Below are 19,064 nucleotides of genomic sequence, written 5' to 3'. Positions count from 1 at the left end.
TTGCATTGGCCATTGACACCATACAGGACAGAGCAGGTTGCGTTAAATGTCTGGTGAGCGGCATTGATGCCCACACTTTGGATGTACCGTGCTCGGTTCGACAGAGACCTGATCTCAGCCCCCTGCAGTTCGGGAGAAACCCGGCTCGCAAGCTTCGCCAGCGATACTCGTTTTGCGGTCGACGACGGCCGCGAGATGTCCGTCCGCGAGTGCTGACCCGGTGCACCCAGCACCGGGTCTTCCTTTTCGCCGCCGCCCATCTGATGCAGACGCCTGCTCTATGGTCTAGAAGCGTGCGTTTAGCTGGCGGACTCTCGACGAAATTCGTCGTAAGTTCCTCCAAGGTGGTTAAGCAGCATCGCCTGGAAATCAGGGTTTGCGAAGAACATATCGAACAGGACCGCATTTTTTTCATGGCGATCCAGCAGCAGATCTTTGACCTTTTGCTCCAGCACCAGTTCGAACTGGCTACGGTCATTGTGGACGGCTACGGCCTGCATTTCGGCGTCTTCCATCACTACGGTCCATTGCTGATCGACCCACACCTTGTCGGCCTCAGTGAGATCAGCTCCATACTTCTCGTTCATAGCCTGGATCAGCGCGGAAAGCTTGTCGATCAACGGCTCAGCGAGTGCCCCTCTTCCGTCGCCAGGAAGAGCAGCACTTGGTTCGTCGCTGCCCTCAAGCCCGATCGTTGCCTCGTCTGCTGTGACTGAAAGCCTCAGGTGGGTTAGCTGGACAGACTTGCTCAGCTGCGGCATTGGGTCGTTCTCCCGCGGAGGCAGTTCGGTGAGCAGAAGGCGCCCATAGAGGAACACTCGTTCCAAGTCCGGGTCGGCCCACGGCATGATCTGTGCGACGAACGAGTATGCGCGGCAATATGATTGCAGTGTTCCGCGAAAGGCCTCCTGTGCGTTCTCGTCAAGCGCCGCGAAGCGGCCGACCGGCGGACCGAGGTTGGAGTACAGCACCGACTGCTGCGACGCATCGTTGGAGAGCAGCGCTGTCACGGCCGCGTCCATCTCCTGCCGGGAGAGCACTCCTGAAGCTAGTAGGTCGTGCTCCATGGTGTAGAGCACGTTGGGTTCGGTTGGTGTCGCGAAGGATTCTTCATAGAACGGGTCGAACGCGTCCTTGATCTCTTCGGCGGTGTTGGCGAAGTCCAGGACGAAAGTGTTTTCCTTGCCCGGATGGGTCCGGTTAAGCCGGGAAAGGGTCTGGACTGCGGCGACCCCGCCGAGCTTTTTGTCGACGTACATCGTATGCAGCAGCGGCTCGTCGAATCCGGTCTGGTATTTCTCGGCTACGACAAGTAGCTGAAAGCCATCCTCCTTGAATCGCTGCGGTAACTGGCCTTCGGAGAACCCGTTGAGGTTGGCCTCGGTCCACGGCGCGGCGCCCAGGTCGTCAGGGTCGGCGAGCGAGCCCGAGAACGCCACGAGGGTGCGGAGCGGGTTCGCCCCAGTGCCGTACCCTTTTGAGGAGATATAGAAGTCGAGGGCCTGCTTCATCCGAATCGCATGGAGCCGGGACCTGGTGACGACCATTGCCTTGGCCTGCGCATCGATCTGTCCCGCCGTCTTCTGCCGGAAGTGCTCGATGATGACCTCGGCCTTAGCCTCGAGCTGGTACGGATGGAGCGACGCGAACCGAGCCAATGCCGCACGCCCCTTGCTGCTATTGAATTCGGGATCATTGCGTGGGTGGGCGTTTGCGAGTTTGTAGTACACCGAGTAGGTCGTGTAGCTTGCGAGCACGTTAAGGATGAACCCCTCGGCGATGGCTTGGCGCATCGAATATGTGTGAAACGGCCGCTTATGGCCCTCGGCGTCAATCCGGCCGAACGTGTCGAGGGTCTTGGGTTTCGGAGTGGCCGTAAAAGCGAAGAACGACAAGTTGCCCTGCTTACCTCGAGAACGAGCGATGGCGAGGAGCGGATCGTCCGGGGCGCCCGCCTCCTGCGCCTCGGCCTGCTCCGTCTCGGCTGCAGTGAGCGGATCCGCACCCGTCAGAACGGTCTTAAGCGCGGTGACCGAGTCCCCGGAACTTGAGGAGTGCGCCTCGTCGATGATCACTGCGAATCGACGGCCGACAACGTCTTTCGACGCGCCCTCCGCGACCTCGTTTCGGGCGAGCTCGGCCACAATGGGGAATTTCTGCAGCGTGGTGATGATGACCCGCGCAGCGTTGCCCTCCAACGCTTCTTTCAGCTGGTCGGACTTTTGGTCGATTCGGACTATTGTCCCCGGGGTATGATCAAGTCCCGCCACGGTCTGCTGAAGCTGCCGGTCGAGCACTTTGCGGTCGGTGATGACAACGACCTTGTCGAAAATCGGCACGTCGTCAGACCCGTGCAGTCGGGACAGTGCATGCGCGGTCCAGGCAATAGTGTTCGACTTCCCGGAGCCCGCAGAGTGCTGAATCAACCGATCGACACCTGCACCGTCCCGCATCGTCGCCGCAATGATCGTTCGCACCGCGTGCCACTGGTGATAGCGCGGGAACAGTATGCGCCCGTCTTCGTCGTGTACGAATGAGCCGAGAACTTCGAGCCAGGCGTCGCGTTGCCATACCTCGCACCAGAGGTAATTGGTTTGGTACCCCGTTGGTGCGGAGGGGTTTCCCGAAGCGCCTGGTCGACCTGCCCCCTCACTGCCCTGATCGAACGGTAGAAAGCGGGTGTTCTGCCCGGCGAGCCGCGTCGTCATCGCGACGCGGTGGGGGTCGACGGCGAAATGCACGAGAGTGCGGGCCCGGAAGACGAGGTCGTGTGGGTTGCGGTCGCTGCGGTACTGCGTCATGGCACGTTCAATGCCCTGTCCGGTCAGGGGATTTTTAAGTTCCGCCGTTGCGACCGGAATGCCGTTGACGACCAACGCCAGATCAACCGAGTCCAGCGGATTGGACTCCGAATGGTGCAGCTGTCGCACCACCCCGAGCCGGTTCGATGCGTACCGCTGCGACTGTTCCTTGTTCAGGGTGCTTGCAGGCCTGAAGAAGCACAGTCGGACCGAGACTCCGGTGTCCTTCACCGGGGAGCGAAGCACGCTGATCGTCCCACGGTGATCGAGCGCGTCGGTCACCGTTTTGAGGAACTTGATACGAGCCGATTGCTCCCCGCCGTGCCGACTGACCAACTGCTGCCATGCCTTCGGCTGCGACGCCTGCACAAACGCGACGACCTCATCCGGGAAAAAGCCGACCTTGCGGTCGTAGCCCGATGGGTCGACCTTTGCCCACCCGTTCGCAAGTAGATCGGACTCGATGTTGGACTCGAATGCTGCTTCCTGCGTGATTTTCATGCGTCCCTCATCTCGGAATTCCGCTCCCCGCAGTCGTCACATCGAGCTGACCCGTAACCGCAGCGGTAATCAGTGATTGCTTGTACTCATGAAGCAACTCGATTGAGTGTCCAACATTCGCCGCATAAGCGGCCTGTCTTTCCTCGATCTCAAGCGCGGTCGCCGCCGCAGTTGCCTGCGCTGGCAGTGGAGCGAGCGGGATCCAGAGAGAGCGCACCACGCCAGAGGGGAGGTTGTTTGCCATTCCCTCCGCACCACTCACCCCAACGCGGATGCTCTCGCGATTGAAGTGCGTGCGCAACATAGGCGCGAGGTAGTCCGGTCGCCACTGCGGCAAGGGGGTGATTCGATAGATCTTGTCGCACAAAATTAACTGGGATCGGACCTCAAGCGGGACAACGGCAACGCTGCCAATCTTGTCAAGGGACCCGCTAGCACGCGACATAAGTAAGTCGTTGGACTTGATCTCGTACTGTTTTTGCGGCTCGAGCTCATCGGGCAATCTCTTATTGTCGTCTTCTCGAAAGACACCACCGTTGACGCACCCGGCGCGCATAACTCCCCAGTCCTCGAAGCCCGCAGGTGCACTCTCAGCTTGCGGTGACCAACCTTGCTCCAACCCCCTGATCAGATAACCGAGACGTCCACGTCCGTGCTGGCAAATTAGTTCATCGAAAATTTCTTGGAGCTTCGCAGCCGACCACTGGGGTGCCAAGCTCGCTTGAGTGCGGCGGTCTGCAATGATCTTGTCGATGCGGGCGACTGCGTTATCTAGGAAATCCGCGATCTGCGTCTGCTCCTCGACTGATGGCAGCCACAGTGGCAGTTGGTCAAGATCATTCTGTTGTATTCGCCGGTCAAAGGTGGTGTTAGCGCGTACAAACAGGTCGTACTGGTCTCGATATGGTTGGCTTCTCATGAGGTGATGAAGGTAGCGGGGGTTGACCCGCGCTTGGTCCGGAGCAAACACCCGATAGTCAGGGCTAACTGCTCCGCGCTTGTCCGACATGGCAATACTGCCACCGGTCAGCCACATCGGATTGATAACCAGTTGGTCCCGATCCACCAGAAGACTGCGCTGCTCGGTCGCCTGCGAAGCCTGCTGCCGGTCCGTCGCTCCGGCCCTGGGATACAAGTGGCCTTCACTGGAAAGCGAGAGCCGTGTGACATCGAGCGACTCACCGACCCGAGTATCGACACGTTGCATGACGTTTTTGAAGCGAAGCATCTCGGAGAGCTTGGAATCGGGATACGCGGCAGCGATAGCTAGGTTATTCACAACTCAAGCCCGCGCATCCAGTCCTTGATCTGGGTCTCTAGGTCTCTGATCTCTGCTGCGATCTCTCCAATCGGTCGCGGGGGTTCGTATACGTAGAACTGGCGTGTAAAGGGGATCTCGACGCCAACCTTGTTCTTGTCGTGGTCGACCCAAGCGTCGGGAACGTACGGGTGGATCTCGGTTTTTAAGTGTGTCTCGGCGGCGTCCGTGAGTGCCTGCTCGCGAGCGTCGTCGTCGAGATCGAACCATCCGGCCGGCAAGGGGACGTTCTCGGTGTCGCGCAGATCCGGGTCGGGTTCGGCCTTTCCGCCGCGGCCGGTGATAATAGTCGCGTCAGGATCGGCTACTGCGCACGCCTTTGCGAAAGCTCTGCGCTGTGCGGGTTTAAGGTCGCCGACCTCGACGAAAAGCGCCTTCTCACTCTTGAACCGCCTACCGACCAGACCGGCGTAGGCGCTATATGGCTCAGTCGCGACGGCCTCGGAGGTGACTTCCCAGCGTCGGCGGAGCGGCCGCTCCACGGTGATCCGTTGGAACCCGAACGCCTCGCGGGTCAGCACCTTGACGCGAGCGTCGTCGGCGAACTCACTTTTCGCGCCCAGGTATAGCCGGACGATCTCGTCAATGGCGGCACCGGTCAACTCTTTACGTTTGTCGCCCAGGGACTTTCGCATCTTGGTGCCCATCGTGCGGGCGTCGACCAGCCGGATTAAGCCATAGTCCTCGGTTGCTTTGTCGTTGGTGAGTATCCACACATAGGTAGAGATGCCAGTGTTGTAGAACATCTGGTCGGGCAGGGCAACTATCCCTTCGAGCCAGTCGTTTTCAAGGATCCAGCGGCGGATCTCCGACTCACCCGACCCGGCTTGGCCGGAGAATAGCGGTGAGCCCGAAAGTACGATGCCGACTCGGGAGCCTCCGGTCTTCATATGGCTGAGCATGTGCTGCAGGAACAGGAATGATCCGTCCGAAATTCTTGGCAGTCCAGCACCGAATCGGCCGGCATGGCCCTGCCCGGCATTTTCGTCGCGGATTGGCGCTGCGTATGCCTTCCAGTCCACGCCGTAGGGTGGGTTGGCAAGAATGAAGTCGAACTTGTCGCCGGAGAAGGCGTCCTGGGTGAGGGTGTTTCCGTTGCGCATGCGGGCCGGATCAATGCCCTGCATCATGAGATCGGACTGGGCGACGGCCCATGTCTCGTCGTTGAGTTCCTGACCAAAAACGTTGACGATTGCGTGGTCGTTGAGCTCTTTGATGCGGGCCATCGCTGTCATGAGCATGCCGCCGGTACCGGCCGCTGGGTCGTAGACAGTGCGGACCGGGGCCGGGTTCTCGGTGAGCGTGATGGCGGCTCGGCCGCTAACAAGCAGGTCGACGATGAGCTGAATGACCTCGCGGGGTGTGTAATGCTCCCCGGCAGTCTCGTTGCTCATTTCGGAGAACTTCCGGAGCAACTCCTCGAAGATGTACCCCATCGCCTCGTTGCTGACTACCGACGGGTTCAAGTCGAGATCAGCGAAGTCAGCGAGGACGGCGTAAAGGATGCCGGCCCGGTCCATCCGCTCCAGGCGAGCGTCGAATTCGTATGCCTCGATGATCCGGTAGGCCGATGGGGAAAGCTTGGTAATGACGTCGCGCAGGTTGGCAGCGACGTTCTTGTCATCGCTGAGCATCGTCGAAAATGTGAACGCCGAGGTGTTGTAGAACGACTGTCCTGCAGCCCGCTTTAGCAATGCGTCGGCACCTTCACCGATCTGACCGAATGCCGCGGCCTTTACCCGCACCGCTTCCCGCGTGGGCGCAAGTACAGCATCCATCCGGCGTAACACGAGCAATGGCAATATCACCGAGCCGTACTCGTGCTGTTTGAAGGTGCCTCGCAGTTTGTCTGCCACCTTCCAGACAAACGCGACCTTGTTCTCGAAACCAGTCGGTGACATGCATTCCCTTCGTCGACTACCACCAAACTTAGATCATGATCGGAGCGCGTTCGCGCGACGAGACCCCCAATTGGTTCTACTCACTCGACCCGAGCGGCTAAACCCACCTCGCCTTGAGGTACTCAATCAGCATCCGGACACCTCTGTTTGAGATTGCAGACATCGCCGCGCACCCCGCCACTACAAATCGAACCAAAGCCGTCGCGGTCTTCGGATATCGCCTTTCGAGCTTGGCGTTGGGACCAACACCAGGGAACACGGCCACACCGGCCGAAGTTCGGACGCTCCGACAGGTTCTTCGCCGGTCCTCTCGCTCGATGTCTCCTGGTTGCGTCGAGACGCCGTCGAGTAGCTCTTGCAGTGACGTCGGCCCTTCGAGAGCTGCCAGTACGCAGCACTTGACCTCTTCGACACGTCATCGTCCGCGTCGATGGCGTCGATCACCACGTCGACGAGCGGCCTGTCGACAGCATTGTCGGCAACGGTCACCGGCACTCCCCTGTTCGTTCTGATGGCTAATCAGACCCCACAGTTCCATATGGGACCGACAGTTCGCAGGGACATCCAAAACGCAACGGAGTGTGTCGGTACCCGATGCTTCGATGGCGGCATGTCACAACGCGACGAGGGGTTCCCGCCGCCCACAGCCTGTGTGCAGTGGTGTCAGCACCGCAGCTACGACCTACATGTCCTCGACGACGGCGTTGAGGTGGACCTGGATTGGTGGAACGGCCACCTCGACAGGGCAGGTCATGATCTGCGACTGCGCGGCCGCAACCTCGACGGAGAAATCGTCGAGTACGGCGGTCCCACGGTGCAGCGCAACGATCTTCGGATCGGCACCGATCTGGCTGAGGGCGAACATGATTCGCTCGGACTGCTGTTTCTCTGCGCAGCGTGGCAGGGCAGCCACCGGCACCGAAGAGCGATGCGGCGATTCCCGGACGTCATGAACCCGCACCTCAGCCGTCCCGGCGAGAACCCTGTCGCCAAGACTCTTGCCGTGCTCGACAGCTGCGTACGCAACCGCGCAGTGCCCAACCATCCGAACTCGACCTGGTCGGGATGGCCTGATGCACCCGGCGTCGGAATGTCCCTGATGGCCACGTTCCTGTGGGCAGTGAAAGCGTCGGTCTACGGTGGCCCGGCGCAGCTGATCGACCAATACGGGGTTTCGACGCTTATTCACGAAGGGTGGCTTGAAGACCCGTCGGTCACCGGATTCACTCGTCGCCGCTACGACCGCTACGTCGAACTCATCACCCACTGGGCTACCGACATCGGCACCAGCCCCGAACTCATCGAAATGTGGCTAGTGCAGCGCTGGAGCGCTCGACTCAACGAAGCACGACACGGTCGATACACCGCACCCACGTTGTTCTGAACGGCCGCAACGGGTTCAGGCGAAATCGACTAGTTCGACCAGCTCCAGACCCTCGCATTCCCCAGCAACGAACGAGGTGACGAGGCATATTTCCAGTGGTAGCCGTCAGGGTCCACCCTGCAATGTGTATCGGTAGAACTGGCCGTCTCGCCACTCGAGCAGCACGCCGGTGGAGGTCTCGAAGCCCCGCGGCCAATAGACCTCGTATCCAAGCGGCCACATGTGGTGCTTGGGGTACCACTCCGGCACAGCAGGCGCATCCGGGGCCGGAACGCTACTGCTTAGCGGCAGATTGCTCAGTCGATATTCGCGTCCTTCCACGTGCAGTTGTGGGGAACTCGACTGAACCAGGCTGTGGTCCCGTACTCGACCGCGAAGTAGCCGAACGCTCCAGCGAGAAGAACCGCGATCGCACCTAGCGCGCCGGCCAAGCGGATCGCGGTCTTGTGAGCCACGGCGTCGCATACCTCGTTCGATCTCGTTGTGACATCGGCTATGACGAACGTTGTCGCAGCCGATGGCGCTGCAACGGCCACAGTCTCGATCGCACAAGCAGTTCGCGGGCAGTGGTCCGAGCGAGGGCTGCGGGTTGCCCCGCCACGAATCCTCTTCTATGGTTATCCGTAATTACGGAATAACGGATGGGAAAACTCGATGCGACGCTCGACCTGGATCTCGACAGCTTGTGTAGCTGCGCTGTTGGTGGGCGGATGCGCCACCGACACCGACGCACCTGCAGCGACCACCACCACTACCCCGACGCCAGAGGACTGCGCCGCCGTCACCTCGACCGACCTCGCCACCGAGGACGGGTGGATCGGACTGATCGATCAGGCTCCCGACACCGTCAGCCTCGTCATCGACGACGGTCGCGGCCGAACCGTCGAACATCGGGCCGACGAAGAGCAGGTACTCGCATCCGCGATCAAGGTGGTGCATCTCGCCGCCTACGCGCAGGCCGTCGCGAACGGAACCATCGACCCCAACGAGCAAGTGGCCCTCTCGGATTGGGAGCGGTGGTATGTGCCCGGCACCGACGCCAATGCACATCCGAAGGCCCTGACCCGGTTGGGCATTGCGAACGCCGGCACCAACGCAACCGACCCCAACGCCACGGTTCGTATCGACGACATGGTGTCGGCCATGATCCAGGAGAGCGACAACTCGGTGCCCGACTACCTCCGATACCGACTCGGCGATCAGGCCCTCGTCGACGCCGCAGCCGCAGGAGGTTGGGAGAATTTCGAGGCACCGAGCATGGTGGCCGACATGCTCTCGGTCTTCGATCCCGGACTCGCCGATGCAGATACCTGGGAGATCGCTCAGAAGTGGGCATTCGACCCGCAGTTCCGGGCCCAGGCCGAGGCGTCCGTGCAAGTGCCGACCTACGAGGACCAGGTATCAAGGGTCGAGAGCAGTTTCCGCGCCGGTTCGGCCGAAGAATTGAACGGAATGTATCGCGCCTTCACGGACGGCACTTATGGCAACGCATCCGACACCATTCTGCGCCAACTGGAATGGCAACCCGCAGGTGACAGCGTCCGCGGCGTCGGCTTCAAAGGTGGCAGCCTCCCCGGTGTGCTGACCCAGGGTTTTGAGCTGCGCCGCAATGACGGAACTGTCGCGACCGCAGTGTGGCTCACCGATGGTCTTTCTGCAGACAGATTCGAGCAAGCGTACACAGGAGCCGGCGCGCAACAGCAACTCATCGTCGAGGCGATGCTCTCGCCCGAGGTTCTCGACCGGATAGCCTGCGTGGTGTGAGCGCAGAGTTCGAGTCGAGACTGGCAGAGCTGGAAGCCCGCGTCGCCGAGCTGGAACGACGTGACGCTCCCGAGCAGCTCGATGCCGCCCCGTCGACGGGCGGCATGATCGCCTACCAAGGCGACGTCCATCTGCACGGCACGGTCCGGTGGGACATCGGCTACTCCCCCGACGCCATCGTAGAGCTACCCGTTCCGTCGGCATCAGAAGTGCTTGCTGCTCTGGGACATCCGGTGCGGTTGCAGATCGTGCGGACACTGCTGCGAGGCCCAGCGAACGCGGCGGATCTGCACGCGGCGGTGGGAGTCGGCTCCTCCGGTCAGATCTACCACCACCTCAAGACGCTGAGTTCGGCGAACATCGTCGAGCAGCAGGGTCGCGGCGACTATCGAATCGCCGCGAAACGCGTCGTGCCCGTGCTTGTTTCGATGCTCGCTGCTGCCGATATCGCCGGCGACCTGGGTACCTGACGCCAAACCGGGTCAGGGAACAACCACCACGCCGGCACCGGGGAGAAGGGTGTCGAGATACGGGGAGCCCCACTGACCGCCGTTCGAGTAGTCCCGGGTATGCGTCACCGTCACCACGACGGGACCCGAGCCGGTGTTCGCTACCACCTCGAGTGGCAGGTCTTCCCGTCCGTAGGGTCCCTCGGGCGACGGTGTCGGATCGTCTTGCCAGTGCCGAAGGTCGGCGGCACCCGTTGCGCCTGTCGCCAAATTCCGCCAGGTCAGGTTCAGATACCGGTAGGGATACTGATCGGCGAACGGGGCAATGTTCGCGGCTGAGAACCTAGCGACACCGGGCTCGTCGCCCACGGTGGCTTTCATCGGAATGGTCTGAAAGAAGCCACCAGGGACGGCTCCGGGAGCGATCTGGAACCCCGTCACGATCGGCACTTGCAGATTCGTCACCTGCGGGGCCGCAGCAGCCGTGCCCGCTCCGATACCGAAGACCAAGGGAACAGTGAGTGCTGTCGCTACTGCCGCTCGCCGCAATGACTTTCGCATAGTGCATGCCTTTCGTCGATGTCACACAACGTGATTCCGGATCGGATCACGTTCTACACCAGGCGTCTCAGGTTGAAGCTGAAACATCAACTGGTTCTTGACTGTTTCGTCGATTTCACCCTCGCAGGCGAAATGTCCGATAGTCCAGCCGTATACCGATTCGTGACGCGGTCGTGACACGAAAGACGTTAACAGACCACTTGACCCGTTCGATTAACGTTCCAAGAGGTGATGCACTTCGCAGCCACCGGTGAGGACGAACGAATGAGGCAAGTCCGCAACATCGTGGCCATGTGTGCGCTGGTCGCCGCTACCACCCTGACCGTCGCGGCCTGTGGGTCCGAGGCACCGGCCAGCACCGACGCAGCGCCGGTCACCAGCGCGGCTCCTGCTCCGTCAGCCGCCGACTCCCCCGACATGGGCGGTGGCACCGGAACGGACGGACCAGCGGTCGAGGCACCGGAGGTGGTGACCCCGGCACCGGAGCAGCCCGCCGATGCAGGGCCTGCAGCAGTGCCGCCCGCTCCCAACCGTGACGACGTCAACGTCGATGCGCGCGACTACGAGCAGGCCGGCGGCCAGTACTTCTTCCAGTCCCCCAGTGGGAATGTGTTGTGCGCATTCAATTCGTCCAACGCTCCTGGAACGATCGTGGGCTGCCAGGTGCGCTACTCGGTACCGGGCAACACCGGGCGCGAGTGCGCGAACACGGCAAACAACACCTACGGGGTGAAGATCAACCAAGACGGCACTGTCGAACAAATCTGCACCAACCAGGGAATCTTCGTCGGCGATCCGAACAACGGCGACACTCAGGTGCTTCAGTACGGCCAGGTCATCGGAGTGACCGGCAACTTCTGCCGCTCCACCGAAGCCGGCATCACCTGCTACGACGGCGACAGAGGCTTCATGATCTCTCGCGACGTCAACATCGCATTCTGATGAAGGGGCTTCGAATGTTCCGTAGAACCGCCCTTCTCGCGGCCAGTGCTTCCGTCGCTTTCGCTATGACAGCATGCGGCAACGAGGACGCCCCCGCGGCCGCACCGACCCCAGCTCCCAGCGCCGCGTCGCAGATTGCCGCGCCGCCCCAGGTGACCATTGCAAACCCCCCGGTCGACACCACGGACACCGCGTCCGCACCGGAAGCCACCGATCCAGCGCAGACCGGCGCGAACCCGGTGAACAACACCGACCCCATCACACCCGTCGACCCGGCCCGCTACACCGCGTACGGCAACGAGGTCGGTTGGAAGTCGCCGTCCGGCAAGATCTATTGCAAGATCGGCTCCACCGAATTCGGGTCCGGTTGCCAATCAGGAGATGCTCCGGTCCCGGACGGCGCGAACTGCGTCACTCCGTCCTTCACCATCGACCAACTGAGCAAAGGCTTCTACATGACGCCGGGGAAGGTGACGCCGACCTGCTTCAACCAAGGCGAATTCGGAGTCGAGAACGCGCAGACGTTGGAATACAACACCTCCATCACGTTCAATGGGATGACCTGCTTCTCCCGCGTCGAAGCGATGATCTGCGACGCGGGCGGCGGGCACGGATTCGTGTTGTCGATGCAGCAGGCGACGTCCAACTGATGAGGGGCAACAGGATTCGCACCGTTTCCTTCTTGGCAGCCGCTGTCACGTGTGCCGGGTTGGTCCTGACCGGATGTAGCAATTCGACCGAACCGACGGATGGGATGCCGTCGGTCATCCCCACGGTAGTGGTAGGTGCGCCGACCGAATCGACCGATGCAGCAGCACCCCCGATTGCCCAACCGTCGAGTGACAACGAGCCCGGATCCGGTTCTCCCGCAACACCAACGACCGGCTCCGCATCGATCACTCCCGTCGACGCGGCCCGCTACTCCGCAATCAACAACGAAGTCGGATGGAAATCACCGTCGGGCAACGTCTATTGCAAGCTCGGTTCCACTGCGTTCTCTTCGGGCTGTCAAGCCACGAACGCACCGGTGCCCGACGGTGCCGACTGCGACAAGCCGCCGTTTTCGGCCGACGAAATGAGCAAAGGCTTCTTCCTAGATCCCGGGCAGGTGACACCGATGTGCTTCAACCAAGGCGCTTTCGGGGTCGAGAATGCTCAGCCGCTGGAGTACAACACATCGATTTCGTTCAACGGCTACACCTGCTATTCGCGGGTCGAGGCGATGGTCTGCGACGCCGGCGTCGGCCACGGGTTCGTATTGTCTATGCAGCAGGCGACGTGGAACTGATCAGCGAGCCTCATCCAAACGAGGCTCTATGACGAAGTCGTCGAGATCGGCCCGCCGCGTCATTTCCCAGTAGTCGACGATGCGCCAGGGCAGCGTCGAGACCACGCGTCCGGCGTCGTTGCGGTACCAGTTGTCCATGCCGCCGTGCGACCAGATCATCTTCGCGTGCGCCTCGTCGTGTTTGCGGACATACTCCGTCTCCACGTCGGCCTTGCACTCGATGGCTCCGATCCGCTTGTCCACCATGTCGATCAACACATCGACGATGTAGCGCACCTGGCATTCGGCGATGGTGATGTAACTGCCCCCGTGGCCCAGCACCGTTCCGGGGCCGCAGGTGATGAAGAAGTTCGGGAAGTCCGGGACGGTGATGCCGAGGTACGCGTGCGCATCTTCCGGGCCCCAGATATCGCGGATGGACTCCCCCGACCGTCCGCGCACGTCGATCGGCGTCAGCAGCTTGTGGGTCTCGAATCCCGTCGCGAGGATCACCACATCGACCTCGGTCTCCGAACCATCCCGTGCCACAACCGAGTTGGCAGTGATCGAGGAGACAGCGTCGGCGATGAGCGTGACGTTGTCGCGCTTGAGCGCGGCGTACCAGCCGTTGTCGAGCAACATCCGCTTGCCGAAGGGCGGGTAATCGGGAAGTGACTTCTCGATGAGGTCCGGTCGGCCTTCGAGCTCGGCTTCGATGTAGCGGGTGAAGACCCGTCGATGCGCGTCGTTCGCCGGGTTGATCGAGCGCTGCGGATGCTCCCATTCGGGATCGACCTGCAGCGAACTGTGCACCCGATCGTTGAAGTTCCAGGCGAGTCTGGTCCGGTACCAAAGCCGATACAGCGGAACGACATCCATGAGGTAGTTGGCGTCGTCGCCCATCTCGGTGAAGTACACATCGCTCGACGACACCCACTGCGGCGAGCGCTGAAAGACCGTCGCATGCCCCACCGTCGACGCGATGGCCGGCAGCACCTGCATGGCGCTGGCCCCGGTTCCGACGATGGCGACGCGCTTACCGGTCAGATCCAGATCGGCCGGCCAGTTCGCGGTGTGGAAGATCGGTCCATCGAACGACTCGAGCCCGGGAATGTGGGGCACCTTCGGCCGATTGAGCTGACCGGTCGCGGTGATCACCACGTCGGCGGTCAGCGTGTCGCCGTCGACAGTCGTGACGGTCCAGCCCTGTCGCTGGGCGTCGTACTCGGCGGTCGCAACCTCGGTGTCGAATCGAATACGTTGCCGCAGATCGTGTTCGGACGCGACATCGCTGAGGTACCGCCACACCTCGTCGCGTTTGCCGAAGTGGGTGCTCCAGGCCCGCGGCGCGAAGGAGTAGGAGTACAGGTGGCTGGGGGTGTCGACACCGGCACCGGGGTAGGTGTTCTCGAACCAGCCGCCGCCCACGTCGGAGTTCTTCTCCAGCACTGTGTGACTGATGCCCGCCTCGTGCAGCTTGATGGCCGCGAGCATCCCGGAGACACCGGCACCGATCACGATGACCGACAGATCGTTCGGCGCGGCCACGGGAGTGTCCGCGGCGGTGAACCCCATGTCCTCGGCAACCATGACGCCGAACTCAGGAGGAACCTGCTCACCGACGGCCACGCTGATCATCTCGACGAGGTGCTCTGAGTCGGGCGAGGGCACCGCCATGGGCGCACCCTCGTGGAACGCGCAGATCGCGTCGAGCGCCGCAGATCGGATGCGGTCGGCAACTGCGTCGTCGAATCCGCCCGTGTCGTTGTTGTCCATGCCCCGACTACGCGTGGGGCGATACGGATCGGCGAGCCACATGGGATCTCCGGTCAACTGATAGAGCACCGCCACCAGCGTGGGCAGATTGGCCGCGGTAAGAGCACGTGAGAGCCGGTCCCGATCTACCCGGTCCCGATCAACCCCACCCACGGTCTCCGCTGCCGTTCCTGCGTCTGTGGACACCGGTACCTCCTGCTGCGCGCTGCTCCATCCGACTCCGACAGCTCAACTAACCACGGTTAGGCAATTTCACGCAAGGGATTCGCGATCTCGAAATTCACAGCGATTCGAGTCTTGACAATGTGGCCCACGCCACACGATGCTTCATGGCACTACCTAACAGCGGACAGGCGAAGGGAAACACCCATGGAACTCACCGAGGCGATGCGTACCACCGGCACCTGCAGGCGGTACCTCAGCGATCCCGTTCCCGACGAGGTGTTCAAGGCCGCGTTCGACGTCGCCCGCTTCGGCCCCCAGGGCGGAAACCGTCAGCCCGTGCGATGGATCGTTGTGCGCGACGCCGCCCGTAAGCAGGCCCTCGCCGATCTCTACCTCCCGATGTGGGACGCCTACTTCGCCGGCATCACCGGCGGAACCGTCGCCGTCGGCGCATTGCCCAAGACCGTCCAGGACGCCGACTACTTCGCCCGCCACCTCGCCGAGGTGCCCGCCATCGTTGTGGTCTGCGCCGCGCTGGACGGACTGCACCCCACCGACCACGAACTCGGACGACTCTCCGTCGTCGGCGGCGCATCCATCTACCCCACCGTCCAGAACCTGTGCCTGAGCCTGCGCGATCAGGGCGTCGCGACCGCGGTGACGACGTTGCTGTGCCACGAGGAACCGGCCATTCGCGAACTGCTCGGCATCCCGGACGACTACATCACCGCCGCGCACATCGCCGTCGGCTATCCGGAGAAGTCCTTCCCGCGCAAGCTCACCCGTGATCCGGTGGAGCAGATCGTTGCGGCAGAGACGTTCTCGCAGCCGATGTTCGACTCCGCTGCACTCTCGCCTGCTCTCTGAAACCCCTCCACCTGAAGGAGTCCGCCGTGCCCGGTACTGCCATCCACCACCGCTCCCCCATCGGCCGCGCCACCATCGGCGATCAGCTGCGTCGCCATGCGCGGACTCAGCCGAACAAGGTCGCGTTCATCAGCTACGCGGCGGACGGCACCCGCGAGGTCACCACGTACGGCGAACTCGATTCTCGGGCAAATCAGTTCGCCAACCTTCTGGTCGATCTCGGAGTGACGTCGGGTGACCGCGTCGCATCGATGGCTCGCAACAGCATCGACGTGGTGGTGGCGTACTACGGCACGCTCAAAGCCGGTGCGGCCTTCACGGGCATCAACGTGATGTATCGCGCGGCCGAGGTGAAGCACCAACTCGAACACGCGGAACCGACTGTGGTGGTGGCCGATCCGGCCTATGCCGAGATCATCTCCCCGGTGAAGCCGGACGCCACCACCCTGGTGACGTTCGGACCCGAGTACGCCGCGCTGACGGCGAACACCCCGTCCACCGAGCCGGACGTCGAGATGGACGAGAACGACGTCGCGATGGTCATCTACACCTCCGGAACCGAAGCGGCACCCAAGGGTGTCATGATCCCGCACCGCAACTTCCTCATCTCCACGGCACCCGCGTGGAGCTGGGGCCTGCGCACGGGTCCCGAGGACACCTGGCTGTTCGTCATGCCCTTCCACACCATCGCCGGACTCGGCTCGATGACGACCCTGACGCTGATGGGTGCCACCCTCGTCCTGCCCGCGACGGTCGACCCGGCGCAATCACTACGCATCATCGCTGCCGAGAAGATCTCCGTCATCGCACAGACTCCGACGTTCTACCTGGCCTTGGCCCGTGACGAGCAGTTCGGCCCCGAGGCCGTGATCCAGGTTCGACGCTGCCTCACCTACGGTGGCCAGGTGTCACCGCACACGATCAGCGCCTGGGCCGCCGCGGCCCCCGAGGCCATCTGGGGCACCTACTGGGGCCAGTCGGAACTCTCGCAGCTGGGCTCAGTCGGCTGGTTCTCGACACTCGACGACATTCCGGGCGGCGACGCGTCGTGGATCGGCAAGCCCGTCACCCACCTCGAGATCAAGGTGGTCGACCCCGCGGGCAACGAGAGCGAGATCGGTGAGTTGCTCTGTCGCACTCCATCGGTGATGCTCGGCTACTTCAAGGACCCCGAACGCACCGCCGAGGTGTTCCGAGACGGATGGGTGCACACCGGCGACATGGTGCGCATCGACGCCGACGGCAACCTGTTCTTCTACGATCGGATGAAGGACATGATCAAGTCGGGAGGGATGAACGTGTCGTCGCAGGAAGTGGAACGCACCATCCACACGTATCCGGACGTGCTGCGTGCCGCCGTCGTCGGAGTGCCCGACCCGTACTGGTCCGAGGCCGTGACCGCCTTCGTCATCGCGCGCGACGGAGTGACCGCCGACCCGGCCGCGATCATCGAGTACTGCCGCACCGAGTTGGCGTCGTACAAGGCCCCGAAGTCGGTACACATCGTGGCCGAGCTTCCCGTCGACCCGCAGGGCAAGATCCTCAAGCGTGAACTGCGACTGCTGGCGGCGGTGGAGGAGACCGTATGACGCAGCCCGATTCGACGCACCCGGCGGAGGTCACCGCGCTGCCCCGACAGCAACGCACTCGCCAGCGGCGAGAAGACATCGTCGCCAACGCCGCGAACATCTTTGCGCGTGAGGGCTACTCGAACGTGGGCATGCGCGATATCGCCGACGCGGTCGGCATCAAGGGTGCCAGCCTTTACCACCACTTCCCGTCCAAGGAAGACATCCTCTTCGCGATCTGTCTGACGGTCACGCAGGAGCCGGCGAAGGAGAACCTGCCGCTGCTCGATGCGGCCGGAACCCCCACCGAACGCCTGTCGTCTCTGGTGCGTGCGCACCTGGTGCATCTGAACCGACGACGGGTGGAGTACATCGTCGGCCTGCACGAGCTCGCCTCACTCACCCCCGAGCACCGCACTGTCATCGAGGATTACCGCCGTCAGTACCAACGACGCGTCCGCGACGTGATCACCGCCGGAATGCGCAGTGGTGAATTCACCGTCCCGGATGCGCGTCTGGCATCGTTCGCTCTGACCGACATGCTCAACGGCATCAGCAACTGGTTCCACGACGGCGGCGAACTCAGCATCGAGGACGTCGCCGACAGCTACGTCGACTTGGCCGTTCACCGCATTCTGTGGGCATCACATGGCAATTGACGGTCACTGCGAGCCCGAATTCGCGGCGGTGCGTGACGCGCTTGCCACCAACGTCGAGAGCGGAGCCGAACTCGGCGCGTCTGTGGTGGTCGATATCGACGGCCACACTGCGGTCGACCTCTGGGGTGGCTATCGCGACACAGAGCGCCGTCTGAAGTGGGAGTCGGACACGATCACCAACGTGTGGTCGACGACGAAAATGGTGACGTGCCTGGCGGCGTTGATGCTCATCGACCATGGAGTGCTCGACCCCGATGCGCCGGTGGCAACGTACTGGCCCGAGTTCGCGGCCGCAGGCAAGCAGGACATCGCGGTCCGGAACCTGCTGTCGCACACCTCCGGAGTCTCGGGATGGGACAGGCCGTTCAGCGAAGAGGACCTCTACGACTGGGAACTCTCGACCTCGCGTCTGGCAGCGCAGGCTTCGTGGTGGGATTCGCGCACCACGTCGGGGTATCACGCGGCCGGTCAGGGTCACCTGATCGGTGAACTCGTCCGCCGCGTCACGGGAAAGTCGTTGCGGCAGTTCGTCGCCGACGAGATTGCTGGTCCCCTCGGAGCCGACTTCCAGATCGGTGCCGCCGAACGCGACTGGGTCCGGATCGCCGATGTGGTTCCGCCGCCCCCTCCGTCCGATGTTGCCGTGCCCGACCCGACGATGGTGCGTCGTAAGACCTTTCTCGGACCGTTGGTGCAGGCATCGTCGGCAAACACCCCAGCGTGGCGTGCCGCGGACATGGGTGCACTGAACGGGCACGGCAATGCCCGATCGGTCGCGAGAATCCTGTCGGTCATCTCTCGAGGCGGATCCGTCGACGGCGTAAGGCTGCTGAGCCCGGAGACGATCGACACGATCTTCGAGGAGCAACCCAACGGAGTCGATCTGGCCCTGGGCATTCCGTTGCGCTTCGGCCTGGGTTTTGCTCTGCCACAGCACGAATCAATGCCCTACATCCCCGACGGGAAGATCTGCTTCTGGGGCGGTTGGGGCGGATCGCTGACCGTTCTGCACCCGGAATCGAAGCTGACCATCTCGTACGTCATGAACCGCATGGGGCCGGGAATCATCGGCTCCGACCGCGCCGAGCAGTACGTGCGCGCCGTCTACGAAGCCGTGTCATCCACTACCTCGTGATCAGGT

The 19,064-nt window shown here is 62.4% G+C and carries 16 protein-coding genes; 10 read left to right on the top strand and 6 right to left on the bottom strand.

Annotated elements, in window-relative coordinates; translation table 11 throughout:
• Positions 1-299: 299 nt before the first annotated feature.
• The 3 genes from CH294_RS18130 to CH294_RS18120 are packed head-to-tail and all read right to left on the bottom strand — an operon-like array spanning position 300 to position 6,521.
• Positions 300-3,302: a DEAD/DEAH box helicase family protein gene (locus CH294_RS18130; protein WP_094738728.1), complete on the bottom strand. Its 3,003-nt coding sequence runs from the start codon at positions 3,300-3,302 to the stop codon at positions 300-302.
• A 7-nt stretch (positions 3,303-3,309) separates the two neighbouring features.
• Positions 3,310-4,530 (bottom strand): hypothetical protein, encoded by a 1,221-nt coding sequence (locus tag CH294_RS18125; RefSeq protein WP_170944776.1) that lies wholly within the window; start codon positions 4,528-4,530, stop codon positions 3,310-3,312.
• 47 nt (positions 4,531-4,577) lie between these two features.
• Positions 4,578-6,521 (bottom strand): class I SAM-dependent DNA methyltransferase, encoded by a 1,944-nt coding sequence (locus CH294_RS18120; RefSeq protein ID WP_094738726.1) that lies wholly within the window; start codon positions 6,519-6,521, stop codon positions 4,578-4,580.
• 610 nt (positions 6,522-7,131) lie between these two features.
• On the opposite strand from CH294_RS18120, the gene CH294_RS18110 reads away from it, so the two are divergent.
• Positions 7,132-7,905 (top strand): hypothetical protein, encoded by a 774-nt coding sequence (locus tag CH294_RS18110; RefSeq protein WP_094738724.1) that lies wholly within the window; start codon positions 7,132-7,134, stop codon positions 7,903-7,905.
• Between the two features lie 296 nt (positions 7,906-8,201).
• Here the strand turns inward: CH294_RS18110 and CH294_RS27535 are convergent, their stop codons facing one another.
• On the bottom strand, positions 8,202-8,360 hold the full coding sequence (locus CH294_RS27535; protein WP_170944775.1) for a hypothetical protein: 159 nt from the start codon (positions 8,358-8,360) through the stop codon (positions 8,202-8,204).
• Positions 8,361-8,559: 199 nt separating this feature from the next.
• Here CH294_RS27535 and CH294_RS18100 point away from each other — a divergent pair, with 199 nt between their 5' ends.
• Positions 8,560-9,669: a serine hydrolase gene (locus tag CH294_RS18100; protein WP_094738722.1), complete on the top strand. Its 1,110-nt coding sequence runs from the start codon at positions 8,560-8,562 to the stop codon at positions 9,667-9,669.
• A complete protein-coding gene (locus tag CH294_RS18095) occupies positions 9,666-10,139 on the top strand; it encodes a helix-turn-helix domain-containing protein (protein WP_094738721.1) in 474 nt (157 codons plus the stop codon). The genes CH294_RS18100 and CH294_RS18095 overlap by 4 nt, the downstream gene beginning before the upstream one ends.
• 12 nt (positions 10,140-10,151) lie before the next feature.
• Here the strand turns inward: CH294_RS18095 and CH294_RS18090 are convergent, their stop codons facing one another.
• The gene (locus CH294_RS18090) at positions 10,152-10,679 is read right to left on the bottom strand and encodes a hypothetical protein (RefSeq protein WP_094738720.1); all 528 of its coding nucleotides are present in this window, start codon (positions 10,677-10,679) and stop codon (positions 10,152-10,154) included.
• Between the two features lie 264 nt (positions 10,680-10,943).
• Between CH294_RS18090 and CH294_RS18085 the strand changes: the two genes are divergently transcribed.
• The 3 genes from CH294_RS18085 (at position 10,944) to CH294_RS27270 (ending at position 12,909) form a co-directional block, all read left to right on the top strand.
• The gene (locus CH294_RS18085; RefSeq protein ID WP_094738787.1) at positions 10,944-11,621 is read left to right on the top strand and encodes a hypothetical protein; all 678 of its coding nucleotides are present in this window, start codon (positions 10,944-10,946) and stop codon (positions 11,619-11,621) included.
• Positions 11,622-11,635: 14 nt separating this feature from the next.
• Positions 11,636-12,271: a hypothetical protein gene (locus CH294_RS18080; RefSeq protein ID WP_141216522.1), complete on the top strand. Its 636-nt coding sequence runs from the start codon at positions 11,636-11,638 to the stop codon at positions 12,269-12,271.
• A 377-nt stretch (positions 12,272-12,648) separates the two neighbouring features.
• Complete coding sequence (locus tag CH294_RS27270; RefSeq protein WP_141216521.1) at positions 12,649-12,909, top strand: hypothetical protein; 261 nt, start codon at positions 12,649-12,651, stop codon at positions 12,907-12,909.
• On the opposite strand, the gene CH294_RS18070 is transcribed toward CH294_RS27270, so the two are convergent.
• Entirely contained in the window at positions 12,910-14,850 is a 1,941-nt protein-coding gene (locus CH294_RS18070; RefSeq protein WP_170944774.1) for an NAD(P)/FAD-dependent oxidoreductase, read from the bottom strand.
• Positions 14,851-15,033: 183 nt separating this feature from the next.
• Between CH294_RS18070 and CH294_RS18065 the strand changes: the two genes are divergently transcribed.
• Genes CH294_RS18065 through CH294_RS18050 form a run of 4 tightly spaced genes read left to right on the top strand, consistent with a single transcriptional unit; the run spans position 15,034 to position 19,058 of the window.
• Positions 15,034-15,696 carry a nitroreductase family protein gene (locus CH294_RS18065; RefSeq protein WP_032383742.1) on the top strand — a complete coding sequence of 221 codons (663 nt, stop codon included), beginning with the start codon at positions 15,034-15,036 and terminating at the stop codon, positions 15,694-15,696.
• 26 nt (positions 15,697-15,722) lie between these two features.
• The gene (locus CH294_RS18060; RefSeq protein ID WP_094738717.1) at positions 15,723-17,285 is read left to right on the top strand and encodes a class I adenylate-forming enzyme family protein; all 1,563 of its coding nucleotides are present in this window, start codon (positions 15,723-15,725) and stop codon (positions 17,283-17,285) included.
• Complete coding sequence (locus CH294_RS18055) at positions 17,282-17,923, top strand: TetR/AcrR family transcriptional regulator (protein WP_094738716.1); 642 nt, start codon at positions 17,282-17,284, stop codon at positions 17,921-17,923. Before CH294_RS18060 ends, CH294_RS18055 begins: the two co-directional genes overlap by 4 nt.
• Positions 17,913-19,058, top strand: coding sequence for a serine hydrolase domain-containing protein (locus tag CH294_RS18050; RefSeq protein WP_094738715.1), 1,146 nt, complete (start codon positions 17,913-17,915; stop codon positions 19,056-19,058). Before CH294_RS18055 ends, CH294_RS18050 begins: the two co-directional genes overlap by 11 nt.
• Positions 19,059-19,064: the final 6 nt, after the last annotated feature.

Origin of the sequence: Rhodococcus sp. 14-2483-1-1, assembly GCF_002259335.1 — a bacterium.
Lineage (GTDB): Bacteria > Actinomycetota > Actinomycetes > Mycobacteriales > Mycobacteriaceae > Rhodococcoides.
The sequence above is the reverse complement of the archived record's forward strand: the minus strand, read 5'-3'. Positions and strand labels throughout refer to the sequence as shown.

Bases quoted from the DNA above. Each gene is read 5' to 3' on its own strand.
- CH294_RS18130 (WP_094738728.1), bottom strand. From the start codon at position 3,302: ATGAAAATCACGCAGGAAGCAGCATTCGAGTCCAACATCGAGTCCGAT.
- CH294_RS18125 (WP_170944776.1), bottom strand. From the start codon at position 4,530: ATGCTTCGCTTCAAAAACGTCATGCAACGTGTCGATACTCGGGTCGGT.
- CH294_RS18120 (WP_094738726.1), bottom strand. From the start codon at position 6,521: ATGTCACCGACTGGTTTCGAGAACAAGGTCGCGTTTGTCTGGAAGGTG.
- CH294_RS18110 (WP_094738724.1), top strand. From the start codon at position 7,132: ATGTCACAACGCGACGAGGGGTTCCCGCCGCCCACAGCCTGTGTGCAG.
- CH294_RS18100 (WP_094738722.1), top strand. From the start codon at position 8,560: ATGCGACGCTCGACCTGGATCTCGACAGCTTGTGTAGCTGCGCTGTTG.
- CH294_RS18090 (WP_094738720.1), bottom strand. From the start codon at position 10,679: ATGCGAAAGTCATTGCGGCGAGCGGCAGTAGCGACAGCACTCACTGTT.
- CH294_RS18085 (WP_094738787.1), top strand. From the start codon at position 10,944: ATGAGGCAAGTCCGCAACATCGTGGCCATGTGTGCGCTGGTCGCCGCT.
- CH294_RS18080 (WP_141216522.1), top strand. From the start codon at position 11,636: ATGTTCCGTAGAACCGCCCTTCTCGCGGCCAGTGCTTCCGTCGCTTTC.
- CH294_RS18065 (WP_032383742.1), top strand. From the start codon at position 15,034: ATGGAACTCACCGAGGCGATGCGTACCACCGGCACCTGCAGGCGGTAC.
- CH294_RS18055 (WP_094738716.1), top strand. From the start codon at position 17,282: ATGACGCAGCCCGATTCGACGCACCCGGCGGAGGTCACCGCGCTGCCC.
- CH294_RS18050 (WP_094738715.1), top strand. From the start codon at position 17,913: ATGGCAATTGACGGTCACTGCGAGCCCGAATTCGCGGCGGTGCGTGAC.